At 71.0% G+C, this 13,159-nt stretch carries 10 protein-coding genes, 1 pseudogene and 1 riboswitch; of the genes and pseudogenes, 3 read left to right on the top strand and 8 right to left on the bottom strand.

Annotation, left to right across the window (positions count from 1 at the left end):
* Nucleotides 1–75: 75 nt before the first annotated feature.
* The 3 genes and pseudogenes from ABTY62_RS45745 to ABTY62_RS45735 all read left to right on the top strand — a co-directional run.
* A pseudogene (locus ABTY62_RS45745) lies at nucleotides 76–438 on the top strand (IS200/IS605 family accessory protein TnpB-related protein); the annotation flags it as partial.
* A 163-nt stretch (nucleotides 439–601) separates the two neighbouring features.
* A complete protein-coding gene (locus ABTY62_RS45740) occupies nucleotides 602–1,384 on the top strand; it encodes an ABC transporter ATP-binding protein (protein ID WP_352135320.1) in 783 nt (260 codons plus the stop codon).
* A 55-nt stretch (nucleotides 1,385–1,439) separates the two neighbouring features.
* Entirely contained in the window at nucleotides 1,440–3,983 is a 2,544-nt protein-coding gene (locus ABTY62_RS45735; protein WP_352135324.1) for an ABC transporter permease, read from the top strand.
* A gap of 63 nt (nucleotides 3,984–4,046) precedes the next feature.
* On the opposite strand, the gene ABTY62_RS45730 is transcribed toward ABTY62_RS45735, so the two are convergent.
* The 8 genes from ABTY62_RS45730 to ABTY62_RS45695 form a co-directional block, all read right to left on the bottom strand.
* Nucleotides 4,047–5,372, bottom strand: a complete 1,326-nt coding sequence (locus tag ABTY62_RS45730; RefSeq protein WP_352135319.1) for a class I SAM-dependent methyltransferase — start codon at nucleotides 5,370–5,372, stop codon at nucleotides 4,047–4,049.
* A gap of 221 nt (nucleotides 5,373–5,593) precedes the next feature.
* A complete protein-coding gene (locus ABTY62_RS45725; RefSeq protein WP_352135318.1) occupies nucleotides 5,594–6,964 on the bottom strand; it encodes an NAD(P)/FAD-dependent oxidoreductase in 1,371 nt (456 codons plus the stop codon).
* Between the two features lie 409 nt (nucleotides 6,965–7,373).
* Nucleotides 7,374–8,315 carry a Ppx/GppA phosphatase family protein gene (locus tag ABTY62_RS45720; protein ID WP_352135317.1) on the bottom strand — a complete coding sequence of 314 codons (942 nt, stop codon included), beginning with the start codon at nucleotides 8,313–8,315 and terminating at the stop codon, nucleotides 7,374–7,376.
* Nucleotides 8,312–8,869 carry a DUF501 domain-containing protein gene (locus tag ABTY62_RS45715; RefSeq protein WP_352135316.1) on the bottom strand — a complete coding sequence of 186 codons (558 nt, stop codon included), beginning with the start codon at nucleotides 8,867–8,869 and terminating at the stop codon, nucleotides 8,312–8,314. Before ABTY62_RS45715 ends, ABTY62_RS45720 begins: the two co-directional genes overlap by 4 nt.
* Before the next feature lie 60 nt (nucleotides 8,870–8,929).
* A complete protein-coding gene (locus tag ABTY62_RS45710) occupies nucleotides 8,930–9,442 on the bottom strand; it encodes an FtsB family cell division protein (protein WP_352135315.1) in 513 nt (170 codons plus the stop codon).
* Nucleotides 9,443–9,533: 91 nt separating this feature from the next.
* Nucleotides 9,534–10,829, bottom strand: a complete 1,296-nt coding sequence (gene eno / locus ABTY62_RS45705) for a phosphopyruvate hydratase (RefSeq protein ID WP_352135314.1) — start codon at nucleotides 10,827–10,829, stop codon at nucleotides 9,534–9,536.
* A gap of 181 nt (nucleotides 10,830–11,010) precedes the next feature.
* The gene (locus ABTY62_RS45700) at nucleotides 11,011–11,721 is read right to left on the bottom strand and encodes a transglycosylase family protein (protein WP_352135313.1); all 711 of its coding nucleotides are present in this window, start codon (nucleotides 11,719–11,721) and stop codon (nucleotides 11,011–11,013) included.
* A gap of 1 nt (nucleotide 11,722) precedes the next feature.
* Nucleotides 11,723–11,891: riboswitch (cyclic di-AMP (ydaO/yuaA leader) on the bottom strand.
* Between the two features lie 261 nt (nucleotides 11,892–12,152).
* Nucleotides 12,153–13,139: a transglycosylase family protein gene (locus ABTY62_RS45695; protein WP_352135312.1), complete on the bottom strand. Its 987-nt coding sequence runs from the start codon at nucleotides 13,137–13,139 to the stop codon at nucleotides 12,153–12,155.
* Nucleotides 13,140–13,159: the final 20 nt, after the last annotated feature.

Below are 13,159 nucleotides of genomic sequence, written 5' to 3'. Positions count from 1 at the left end.
CCTTGCGGTCTGCTTGAGCCGGATGCGGGGACAACTCGCCAGTCCGGTTCTGAGGGGGCCGGGGCGCAGCAATGCGCTCCGGCTACCCGACGGGGTGCCCAGCACTGGCAGAAGCCCCTGACCGGCAAGAATCGCGTCACCACGCGGCACGACGCCGCGAGCGTGGCCATCGGAAGGCGCGCACTCGGGCACCGTATCCGGCGACGGACGGCACCGCCCCACATCCACCGGAGCGATGGGTGTGGGCATCGGACCGTCCAGGCCGGACACGGGGCCAAAGGGCGCGAGGAAAGCCGCCCCCGTATCCCCGGACCACGGACACGATCCGACGGCGCTGAGTACGGAGTGAACGCGGCCGACCAGTACGCCCACAACCGTTCGGGGCACACGGCTGAGCATGAGTTCTGGCACCAGGACTCACTCCCGCTCAGTCTTTAGGAACGGTCTCTTCTCATACCCAAGGAGGACCCGGCGCCGCGGCATACGTCCCTGGTCCAGTACGGAAACCGGAGCGCGGGCTGATACCCCGTCCCCCTTGTGCTGTGACCATGGGAGGAACGCCTTGATGTCTCCCCCACACCACCCGACAGGAGCCCACACCGTGACCACGACCCCCTCCGGCGTCCAGGCCGCCGCCGCCCGCGCCACCGCCGCGGCGCGCGCCACGGACCTCACCAAGGTCTACGGGCAGGGCGATACTCAGGTCGTCGCCCTCGACGGTGTCTCCGTCGAATTCCGGCAGGCCGAGTTCACCGCCATCATGGGCCCGTCGGGCTCGGGCAAGTCGACCCTGATGCACTGCATGGCGGGCCTGGACACGGTCTCCGGCGGCTCGGCCCGCATCGGTGACGTGGAGCTGACCTCGCTCAAGGACAAGAAGCTCACGCAACTGCGCCGGGACAAGATCGGGTTCATCTTCCAGGCGTTCAACCTGCTGCCCACGCTCAACGCGCTGGAGAACATCACCCTGCCGATGGACATCGCCGGCCGCAAGGCGGACAAGGCGTGGCTGGACCAGGTGGTGGACACCGTGGGCCTGTCCGACCGGCTCAAGCACCGCCCCGCCCAGCTCTCCGGCGGCCAGCAGCAGCGCGTCGCGGTGGCCCGCGCGCTGGCCGGCAAGCCCGAGATCATCTTCGCCGACGAGCCGACCGGCAACCTGGACTCGCGCTCCGGCGCCGAGGTCCTCGGCTTCCTGCGCAACTCGGTACGCGAACTGGGCCAGACCGTGGTCATGGTCACCCACGACCCCGTCGCCGCCTCGTACGCCGATCGGGTGGTCTTCCTCGCCGACGGCCGGATCGTCGACGAGCTGCACGACCCGACCGCCGACGCGGTCCTGGACCGGATGAAGCGCTTCGACGCCAAGGGCCGCACCAGCTGATCCGGGCCCGGCGCCCCACGCCCCACGCCACCCTCTTGACTTGGTTGGACTGACCATGCTCCGTACCGCCTTGCGCAACGTGCTCGCGCACAAGGCCCGGCTGATGATGACCGTACTCGCCGTCCTGCTCGGCGTGGCCTTCGTCTCGGGCACCCTGGTGTTCACCGACACCATCTCCAGCGCCTATCAGAAGAGCTCCGAGAAGGGCTTCTCGGGCGTCGACGTCGCCATCCAGCCGGACAAGTCCGACAAAGACTCCGGAAACCCCGGCGCCGCGCCCCGGCTGACCCAGCGCCTGCTCGACCAGGCCGGTCAGGTGCCCGGCGCCGCCTCGGCCATCGGCGCCGTCTCCGGCTACACCGCGGTCGCCGACAAGAACGGCGACCTGCTGGGCAACGGCTTCGCCAACACCGGCGCCAACTACTACCCCGGCGCCGACGGCAAGGACCCCCGCTACACGCTGACCGACGGCCGCGCCCCCAAGGCCGCGGGCGAGGTCGCGCTCGACTCCAAGACCGCCGACCGCGGCCACTACAAGGTGGGCGACACGGTCCGGCTGTCGGTGGACGGCCCGGTGCGCCAGGAGAAGGTCGTCGGCGTCTTCACCACCGACGACGGCAATGTCGCCGCGGGCGGCAGCCTGGTGCTGTTCGACACCGCCAACGCGCAGCGGCTGTTCGCCAAGCCGGGTGAGTTCGACGAGATCGACCTGAAGGCCGCCCCGGGCACCTCGCAGGCCACCCTGAAGTCGGGCGTCGACAAGATCCTCCCCAAGGACGCCGAGGCCACCACCGGTCAGCAGCTCGCCGACGACCAGGCCGCCCTGATCAAGCAGCAGATGAGCGGCATGCAGACCGGCATGCTGGTCTTCGCCGGGATCTCGCTCTTCGTCGGCATCTTCATCATCGCCAACACCTTCACCATGCTGGTCGCCCAGCGCACCCGCGAGCTGGCCCTGATGCGCGCGGTCGGCGCGTCCCGGCGCCAGGTGACGCGCTCGGTGCTGATCGAGGCCACCGCCGTCGGCGCGGTCGCCGCCGTCACCGGCCTGGTCGCCGGCATCGGCATCGGCGCCGGGCTGCGCTCGCTGCTGAACTCCACCGGGGCCACCGTCCCGGACGGCCCGCTGGTCGTCTCCCCGACCGCCATCGCGGTCTCGCTCGTGGTCGGCGTCGTGGTGACCGTGCTCGCCGCCTGGCTGCCGGGCCGCCGCGCCGCGAAGATCCCGCCGGTCGCCGCGATGAACAGCGTGCACGCCGCGCCCACCACCCGCGGTCTGGTGGTGCGCAACACCATCGGCGCCGTCCTGTCCGCTGCGGGCGCGGCGGGCGTGCTGGCCGGAAGCCGCATGGGCAGCGACGGCAAGCTCCCCATGGGGCTGGGCGCGGCGGTCCTGGTGATCGGTGTGTTCGTGCTCACCCCGCTGCTGTCCCGCCCGCTGATCGCGGCCGCCGCCCCCGTGCTGCGCGCCTTCGGGATCTCCGGCAAGCTCGCCCGGCAGAACGCGGTGCGCAACCCGCGCCGTACCGCCGCCACGGCCTCCGCCCTGATGGTGGGTCTGACGCTGATCACAGGCATGACCGTGATCGCAGGCAGCGTCCAGAAGGGCATCGACAACATGGCCACCGGGGCCCTGAAGTCGGACTACGTGGTCAGCCTCGGCGGCTTCGACGGCGTCCGCCCGCTGTCCCCCGACGTGGAGCGCACCCTCGGCAAGCTCGACCAGGTCACCACCCTCAGCCCGCTGCGCAACTCCGCGTCCCGGGTCGACGGCGACACCGAATACCTGACGGGCGTCAACGGCAAGGCCATCCAGGACCTGGTCGGAGTCGACTTCAAGGAAGGCTCCTTCGCCGGGCTCGGCGGCGACAAGGCCGTGGTCGACGACAAGACCGCCGACCGCTACGGGTGGAAGCGCGGCTCGGCCTTCACCGTCACCTACGAGGACGGCCGCAAGGGCCGGCTGTCGGTCGCGGGCGTCTACGAGGGCAACCAGATGATCCGCGGCATCATGCTGGACAACGCCACCCTCACCCCGCACATGCGCACCGTGACCGATATGCAGGTCATGCTGAAGACCAAGGACGGGGCCTCCGAGGCCACCAAGAACTCCATCGAGAAGGCGCTCGGCAACAACCCCGCGATCCAGGTCCAGGACAAGAAGGACATCTCCAACGGCATCGCCCAGTTCTTCACCCTGATGCTGAACATGCTCTACGGGCTGCTGGCCATGGCCGTCATCGTCGCGGTGCTCGGGGTCATCAACACCCTCGCGATGTCGGTGTTCGAGCGGTCCCAGGAGATCGGCATGCTCCGGGCCATCGGTCTCGACCGGCGCGGCATCAAGCGCATGGTGCGCCTGGAGTCGCTGGTGATCTCGCTGTTCGGCGGGGTGCTCGGGATCGGCCTCGGCGTCTTCTTCGGCTGGGCGGCGGGCGAGCTGATCGCGAGCGGCCTGCCCACGTATGAGCTGGTGCTGCCGTGGGGACGGATGACCGTCTTCCTGGTGCTGGCCGCGGTCGTCGGCATCCTGGCCGCGCTGTGGCCGGCCCGCCGCGCGGCAAAGCTCAACATGCTGGCGGCGATCAAGGCGGAGTAGGCACCCGCACCACCCCGCTCACCGAGCGCCGGACGGGCCGAGCCCGTCCGGCGCTCGGGCGTTTCACCCCAGCCAGTCGCGGGACCGCAACCGCATGCCGGACGCGCCGTCATCCGGAGTGCGGACCGCCAGGACCTGGTTCACCCCGATCCGGTTGCGCTCGAAGGACAGCGCCGACGCCGCCATGTAGAGCCGCCACACCCGGGCCCGCCCCGGCGAGGTGAGCCGGACGGCCTGCTTCCAGTGGGCCTCCAGGTTGGCGACCCAGCCGCGCAGCGTGAGGGCGTAGTGCTCGCGGATCGCCTCCACGTCGCGCACCTCGAAGCCCGCCTCCTCCAGTTGGGCGACGGTCCGCCCGACCGGGGCCAGCTCGCCGTCGGGGAAGACGTAGCGGTCGATGAACTCGTCGACGTGGTACGCCTCCTCGTCGGGCTCCGGGCGCCGCGCGATCTGGTGGTTGAGCAGCCGGCCGCCGGGCTTCAGCAGGGCGTGGAGGTCGGCGGCGTACTCGGCGTAGCGCGCGGAGCCGACGTGCTCGGCCATGCCGATCGAGGAGATCGCGTCGTACGGACCGTCGGCGATCTCGCGGTAGTCCTGGACCCGGATCTCGACCTGGTCGGTGAGCCCGGCGTCGGCGACGCGCTTGCGGGCGTACGCCGCCTGCTCCTGCGAGAGCGTGATGCCGACGGCGCGCACGCCGTACTCGCGCGCCGCGTGCAGCACCATCGAGCCCCAGCCGCAGCCGACGTCCAGCAGCCGCTGGCCGGGCCGGAGCGCCAGCTTGCGGCAGACGAGGTCGAGCTTGGCGCGCTGGGCGTCCTCCAGCGTGCCGCCCTCGGCGGGGGGCCGCTCCCAGTAGGCGCAGGAGTAGACCATGGACGGGCCGAGCACCAGCTCGTAGAAGTCGTTGCCGACGTCGTAGTGGTGGCTGATGGCCTCCTTGTCGCGGCGCAGTGTGTGCAGCGGCCCGCGCCGCACACGGCGCGCCTCCTCGCGGGGCGGGGGCGGGGGCAGCGCGGGCCCGGCGAGGCCGATCAGGGTGCGGGCGGCGGAGCGCACCGCGGGATCGCGCAGCGCCTTGAGGGCCGCGGCCGCCTTCGACTGCCGCTGAGCCGCGGGGTCGCGCTCCCACAGCAGCCCGGCCATCAGGTCCAGGGCCTCGTACAGATCGCCCTCGATGTCGAGGTCGCCGGCCACCCAGGCGCGGGCCAGGCCCAGCTCGCCGGGTTTCCACAGGAGCCGGTGCAGCGCCCTGCGATGCCTCAGGACGAGGACGGGGGTGTGCGGTGGGCCCGCCTCGCTGTGGTCCCAGGCGCGGATCCGGATGGGGAGCGGGGCTCCCAATAGCTCCTCGGCCAGTGCGGTGAGCCGCCGGGCGGCGTCGGCCATGTCACACACCTCCGTGATGGCGAGTCAGGAAGATTCACTCACCACGTAAACACCACGGGTCCCCCGCGCAGTCCCGCCGACACGTGTGGAATCGGCAAAGACCATCCGCTCGCAGGCGCACCGGGACGCCAGGGCACCGGAAACGGGAAACGCCGAAGGGCGCCCGCCCCACGGATGGCGGACGCCCTTCGGCGTTCAGCTGTGCTCGGCGCGGCCCGGCGTCAGGACGCCTTGGCCTTTTCGGCCTGCTTGGCCGCGGCTGCCGCGGAGACCGGGGCGGCCGCCTCGTAGAACTCCTCGCGGGGGTTCTCCATGGCGCCGAGGGAGACGACCTCGCGCTTGAGGAACATGCCCAGCGTCCAGTCGGCGACGACCCGGATCTTGCGGTTGAAGGTCGGCATGGCCATGCCGTGGTAGCCACGGTGCATGTACCAGGCCAGCCGGCCCTTGAGCTTGATCTTGGTCTTGCCGACGACGATCATCGCGACGCCCTTGTGCAGACCGAGCCCCGCGACCGCACCCTTGTTGGCGTGCTTGTACTCGCGCTGCGGGAAGCCCCGCATGCCCGAGATCACGTTGTCGCCGAGCACCTTGGCCTGGCGCAGCGCGTGCTGGGCGTTCGGCGGGCACCAGGCGCCCTCGCCGACGGCGAGGTCCGGCACCTGGGCGTTGTCGCCCGCGGCCCAGATGTACTCGGAGCCCTGGACCTGAAGCGTCGCCGCGGTGTCCACGTGGCCGCGGGGGCCGAGCGGGAGGCCGAAGCGGGCGAGCGCCGGGTTCGGCTTGACGCCGGCCGTCCACACGATCGTGTTGGAGTCGACCTCGAGTCCGTTCTTCAGCACGACGTGGCCGTCGATGCAGGAGTCCATCGAGGTGCCGAGGTAGACCTCGACGCCACGCTTCTGGAGGTGCTCCAGGCCCCACTGGCCGAGCTTCGGGCCGACCTCGGGGAGGATCTTGTCGGCGGCGTCGACCAGGACGAAGCGCATGTCCTCGCGCTTCACGCTGGTGTAGTACTTGGCGGCGTCGCGCGCCATGTCCTCGACCTCGCCGATGGTCTCCGCACCCGCGAAGCCACCGCCGACGAAGACGAAGGTCAGCGCCTTGCGGCGGACCTCCTCGTCGGTCGTGGAGTCGGCCTTGTCGAGCTGCTCGAGGACGTGGTTGCGCAGGCCGATGGCCTCCTCGATGCCCTTCATGCCGATGCCGTTCTCGGCGAGGCCGGGGATCGGGAAGGTGCGGGAGACCGCGCCGAGAGCGACGACCAGGTAGTCGAAGGGCAGCTCGTACGCCTCGCCGACGAGCGGCTGGACGTTGGCGACCTTGCGGTCCTGGTCGATGGTCGTCACTCGGCCGGTGAGGACCTCCGCCTTGGGGAGCACACGCCGCAGCGGGACCACGACGTGGCGCGGGGAGATGCTGCCGGCCGCAGCTTCTGGGAGGAAGGGCTGGTACGTCATGTACGAGCGGGGGTCGACGACCGTGACGGTCGCCTCGCCGTACCGCATCTTCTTCAGAATGCGGCGCGCCGCGTACAGGCCTACGTACCCACCGCCTACAACGAGGATCCTGGGACGCTCCGTGGTGCTCATGATTCGAGTATCCAGCACCCTCAGGGGGGTGCCTCGTGAGCCCCTTCACAAGCTTGTTGAGGGGGTCTGCTACACTCCGCCGCCCCCGTGACACACGCCATACCCGGCGAGGGGAACCACCAAGGTCGCCGACGCGTTGACAGCCCCGCTGATCTGCACTTGCGAGTGAACGCGGGAGTAGACCACCGGGGTCCGCGGCCTCGCCGTCACACGGTTGAAACAGACGCCGGCGGAGCCGCCGGGCGGGTGCGTCCGCCGAAACCACCCGCGAAGGAGTCTCAGCCGTCACACCCGGCGGCCACCAGGCAATTTTTTCATGTGAAGCTTTTCACGAACTTTTTGCCGGGCCCGTCTCCACAGCCCCCTCACACGGGGTCCACACACCCTCCGGGCGGCTCTCAGGGCCCCGTCAGGCGATGCTCCAGGCGATGCCGTCGAGGATGTCGTGCTCGCTCACCACGACCTCCCGGGCCCCGCATCGCTCCATGATCGTAAGCAGCACGAGCGCCCCTGAGGCGATCACATCCACCCGGCCCTCGTGCATCACCGGGATCGCCGCCCGCTCGGCGTGCGTCGAGCCGATCAGCTTGTCCGTGATCTCGCGGACCTGGCCGAGGGAGACGCGCGAGTGGTGGATGGCGGAGGAGTCGTACTCCGAGAGCCCCAGCGCGATGCCGGCGACGGTGGTGACCGAGCCCGCCAGCCCGACCAGACTTCCCGCCTCCCGGATCGGCACCGTCTCCTCGACGAGATCCAGGGCCCGCTCGATGTCGGCCCTTATGGCGGCGATCTGACCGACCGCCGGCGGATCGGTGATCCGGCCGTCCACGACCAGATGACGCTCCGTCATCCGCACACAGCCGATGTCCACGCTGCGCGCGGCCCGCACCCGGTCGTCGCCGACCACGAACTCCGTCGAGCCGCCGCCGATGTCCACGACCAGATACGGCCGGGCGAAGCCCTCGCGGTCGGTCAGCTCCTTGGTGGCGCCCGTGAAGGAGAACTCCGCCTCCTGGTCGCCGCTGATCACCTCGGGCTCCACGCCCAGGATCGCCACGACCCCGCGCACGAACTCCTCGCGGTTCTCGGCGTCGCGGGAGGCGGAGGTGGCGACGAAGCGGACCCGCTCGACGCCGAGCCCGCCGATCACCTCGGCGTACTCGCGGCAGGCCGCGAAGGTGCGCTCCAGGGCCTCGGGGGCCAGTCGCCCGGTGCGGTCCACGCCCTGGCCCAGCCGGACGATCCGCATCCGGCGGTCCAGCTCGGTGATCCGCCCGGTGGCCGGATCGGCGTCGGCCACCAGCAGCCGGATCGAGTTGGTGCCGCAGTCCACGGCCGCGACGCGGGTCATGCTCTGTCCCCCGCGTCCTCTTCGGCGTCCGCCGCCCCGCCGCACGGCGTCACGCACGGACCCTTCGCCCACCACTTCGGCAGCAGGGCGATGGCCTCGTCCCCGAGCGGGTTGACGCCGGGGCCCGCGGCGAGGGAGTGGGCCACGAGGACATGCAGACACTTCACCCGGTCCGGCATGCCGCCGGCGCTCGGGAACCCCTCCAGCACCTCGATCGCGTCGCGGCGCGCGAGATAGTCCTCATGGGCCGCCCGGTAGGCGTCGGCCAGCCCGGGGTCGGCGGCCAGCCGTGCCGTCATGTCCTTCATCACGCCCTCAGCCTCCAGCGTGCCGATCGCCGAGGCGGCGCGCGGGCACGTCAGGTAGTAGAGCGTCGGGAAGGGCGAGCCGTCCTCGAGCCGCGGCGCGGTCTCGACGACATCCGGGTTGCCGCAGGGGCAGCGGTGCGCGACGGCGCGCAGCCCGCGCGGCAGGCGGTTCAGCTGCTCCTTGACGGCGGCGATGTCCGCGTCGGTGGGCGCGGTGGGCTCCGTCTGCGGAGGAGGCGTGTCCATGGGTCGGAAGTTCTCTTCGATCGGTTCGGACCGGCCACCCGGGGCGGCCGGTTTCTTCGGTCAGCGCCCGGCGCGGCCCGCGTGGTCCGTCGCGTCCGCCTGGTCGGCTTTATCTGCCTTGTCGGCTTTGTCGACGCTGTCCCACATGTTGCTGTACCAGGGGCGGTCGGCCGCGCCCTGGTCGGACGAGCGCTCGGTCTCGCCGCCGCCGTCGACCACGCTGTAGCCGGTCTCCCCCGGCCGCGTGAAGTGCAGCCGCTCGCGGGCCTGCTGCTCGATGTACGCCGGGTCCTGGAGCCTGGCCTTCTGCTCCAGCAGCTTCTTGACGTCCGCGCGCTCCTTGTCGGCCTGGCGCTGCTGTTCGGAGATGTCCGAGCGCTGCGAGATGTACTGCCGCATCGGATAGGCGAGGGCCACCACGAGCGAGCAGACGACCAGCGCGAGGAGCGCGGCCCGGCCGGTGAGTCGGCTGCGGCGGCGCCGGATGCGGGCGCGGTAGACGCGGGCGGCGGCGTGCTCGCCGAACGCCCTCAGCCTGGTCGCGGTGGAGAACCGATCCCGATCCGCCGGCACGTCGCCTCCCCGGTCATGACTTCGCTGTGTACGCCGTCCCCGGCCACGGTACGGGACCGGGGCCGGGGACGGCGGTCAGACTCGGCGGGGCTCAGCCCTTGACGACCGCGCCCTTGAACCGCGGGAAGGCGGAGCGGCCCGCGTACACCGCCGCGTCGTCGAGGATCTCCTCGATGCGCAGCAGCTGGTTGTACTTGGCCACGCGCTCGGAGCGGGCGGGGGCACCGGTCTTGATCTGGCCGCAGTTGGTGGCGACGGCCAGGTCGGCGATGGTGACGTCCTCGGTCTCGCCGGAGCGGTGCGACATCATGCACTTGAAGCCGTTGCGCTGGGCCAGCTCGACCGCGTCCAGGGTCTCGGTCAGCGAGCCGATCTGGTTGACCTTGACCAGCAGCGCGTTCGCGGTGCCGCTCTCGATACCGCGGGCCAGCCGCTCCGGGTTGGTGACGAACAGGTCGTCGCCGACCAGCTGGACCTTGTCACCGAGCTGGTCGGTGATCGTCTTCCAGCCGTCCCAGTCCTCCTCGTTCAGCGGGTCCTCGATGGAGACCAGCGGGTACGCGTCGACCAGCTCGGCGTAGTACGCGGTCATCTCGGCGGCGCTGCGCGCCTTGCCCTCGAACGTGTAGGTGCCGTCCTTGTAGAACTCGGAGGCGGCCACGTCGAGCGCCAGCGCGATGTCCTGGCCCGGCTGGTAGCCGGCCTTCTTGATCGCCTCGACGATCAGGTCGAGGGCGTCGCGGTTGGAGCTCAGGTTCGGGGCGAAGCCGCCCTCGTCGCCGAGGCCGGTGGACAGGCCCCGCTCCTTCAGCACGGACTTCAGGGTGTGGTAGACCTCGGTGCCCCAGCGCAGCGCCTCGGAGAAGGACTCCGCGCCGATCGGCGCGATCATGAACTCCTGGATGTCCACGTTGGAGTCGGCGTGCGAGCCGCCGTTGAGGATGTTCATCATCGGGACCGGCAGGAGGTGGGCGTTCGGCCCGCCGAGGTACCGGAAGAGCGGGAGGTCGGAGGCCTCGGACGCGGCGTGCGCCACGGCGAGCGAGACGCCGAGGATGGCGTTGGCGCCGAGCGAGGACTTGTCCGGGGTGGCGTCCAGGTCGAACATCGCCTGGTCGATCAGGCGCTGCTCGGTGGCGTCGTAGCCGACGAGCTCCGGACCGATCTGCTCGATGACGGCGAGGACGGCCTTCTCGACACCCTTGCCGCCGTAACGGTTCTTGTCGCCGTCGCGGAGTTCGAGTGCCTCGAAGGCACCGGTGGAAGCACCGGAGGGCACGGCGGCACGGCCGGTGCTGCCGTCGTCGAGGCCGACCTCGACCTCGACCGTGGGGTTGCCTCGCGAGTCGAGGATCTCGCGAGCTACGACGACGTCGATGGACGGCACGAGGTTCTCCTTCGTATGGGTCTGTCGTTCTCCGGCATGAGCCTAACGGGCCCGGGGGCCGGGCCCGACGAAGCCCCGGCGGGGCGCGCCTCAGGTGGGGGGCGGCGCGCCCGGCCGGGGCGGTCCTCGGGGATGTCGAGGTCGCGGTCGCCGGGCTGGGGGGAACGGTCCCGGCGGGGGGTCAGCCGAGGTGGAGCTGCTGGCCCGGGTAGATGAGGTTGGCGTCCTCGACGATGTCCTTGTTCAGCTCGAAGAGCTTCTTCCAGCCGCCCTTGACGTGGTGCGCCTCGGCGATCTTGGAGAGGGTGTCGCCGGACTTGACCTTGTACTCGCCGTCGCCCTTCTTGAACGTGTGGCGGGCCTCACCGCGCGCGGCGTGCTGACCCTCGCCGCGGGGCTGCGCCTTCGGCTGGGCGGGCTTCGCGGGCTGGGCCGGCTTCGCGGGCTGGGCCGGCTTCGCGGGCTGAGCCGGCTGGGCCGGCTTCGAGGACTGCGTGGTGGAGCTGGAGGGGGTCGGGGTGCCGCTGGTGGTCAGCCCCGTGCCGCAGACCGGCCAGGCGCCCTTGCCCTGTCCGGCCAGGACCTTCTCGGCTATCTGGATCTGCTGGTCCTTGGTGGCCAGGTCGGCGCGGGAGGCGAAGGACGTACCGCCGAACGCGGCCCAGGTGGAGTTGGTGAACTGGAGGCCGCCGTAGAAGCCGTTGCCCGTGTTGATCGACCAGTTGCCGCCGGACTCGCACTGCGCGACCTTGTCCCACTGGGCGGTGGTCGCGGCCGAGGCGGAGGTGGCCCCCAGGATGGGTGCGGCGATGGCCGCACCGGCGACGCCGGCGAGCGCGGCGATGCGGGTGACCTTCGAGGGACGGCGGTGCTTACCCTTGTCGTTACGCATGTTCGTTCCTCACCGACGCCTACGAGGTGAGCTGTCGGGTTCGGACGTGAGTTGCCCGGCCGGACGCGGCTGACCGCGTCCGTCTTCACCCCTAGCCGACCGAGCCCGTCTCCGGGCCGCCGCGGCACCTACCTTGGGTCCCCCGCTCCTGCCTTCGGCGCTGACGCGTCTGGTTCCCCCCGACCGCCGGCAGGACTCGGCGTGACGATCGACGGTGCCCGCGGTAGCGAGCGGGAAGACGTTAAACACACCTTCCGATGAGGTTCAAACCCCCATATCCCAGCGAAGGCGGCCCGATCCGCACCCAGCCGTCCCGCATCTACGCAGGTGGGGCCGGGTGCGGAAAGATCGGACAGGTGGCGCAGGCCGGGCGATGTGACGAGATGTATGTCTCACTGCCGCCAGATCGGGCATTTCACCCCGAACTGCCGCTACTTCGCGCTGAGATCGAGACGCTGACCAGGGTGGATGAGGTCGGGATTGCCCCCGATGAGGGATTTGTCGCTCTGGTACAGCCGGGCCCAGTCCCCGGTGACCCCCTGCCCGTCCGCGGTGTCTGACGAGGCGTCATCGGTGCGCACGCTGGAGTCCTCGCGACCCAGGGGCGGAAGCGTGATCTCGGCGCGGCCCTCGCCGCCGCGCGAGGCATGCCGCCCGGAGGGCCGCGCCTCGTCGCCGGCGTCCCCGGACTCGCCCCCCTGGGCGTCGGGCGCGCCGCGGTGGCGGCCGGTGGGGGCGGAGGAGTCCTCGTCGGCCTTGTCGCCCTTGGCGCCCTTGTCGGCGCCGGAGGGCGTGCCGCCCTCCTCGCGGGACGTCTCGTCGGTGGCGCGGCCGGAGTCGCCGGACTTGCCGCCGCCCTTCCCGCCGGAAGCGCCGTCGTCCGCGCCGTCGCCGGTCGCGGAGGGATCCGGCGTCCCGGCCTTGTCGGACTTATCAGACTCCTCCGAGTTATCGGATTCATGGGAGTTATCGGACTGACCGGAATTACCGGATGATTCCCCCGTCTTGGAGTCGTCGATCCCCGTGGGCTCCTTCGACTCCTTCGACTCCGGCCCGCCCTTGCCGCCGGAGTTCCCGTCCAGCGCGTCGCCGAGGTCGGCGAGCCCGGCACTCAGCGCACAGCTCGGCCAGGCGTCCGGGCCGCGGTCGCCGAGGATCGCCTGGGCGATGGCTATCTGCTGGGAGCGGCTGGCGAGGTCGGGGCGCGGGGCGTACTGCTGGCCTCCGTACTTCTTCCACATGTCCAAGGTGATCTGGAGACCGCCGTAGAAGCCATTGCCTCCGTTGGCGCTCCACATCCCGCCGCTCTCGCACTCGGCGACGCGGTCCCAGGTCTGGTGGGATTCCGCGGCCTGGGCGCTGACGGCGCCGAAGAGCGGCATGGCGATGCCCGCGCCGGTCACCCCCGCTGCGAGCACGATTGCCGGAGCCTGGCGGG

This window comes from Streptomyces sp. NPDC097640 (assembly GCF_040302705.1).
GTDB lineage: Bacteria > Actinomycetota > Actinomycetes > Streptomycetales > Streptomycetaceae > Streptomyces.
Note: the sequence above shows the minus strand (reverse complement) of the source record. Positions and strands in the feature narration are given on the sequence as shown.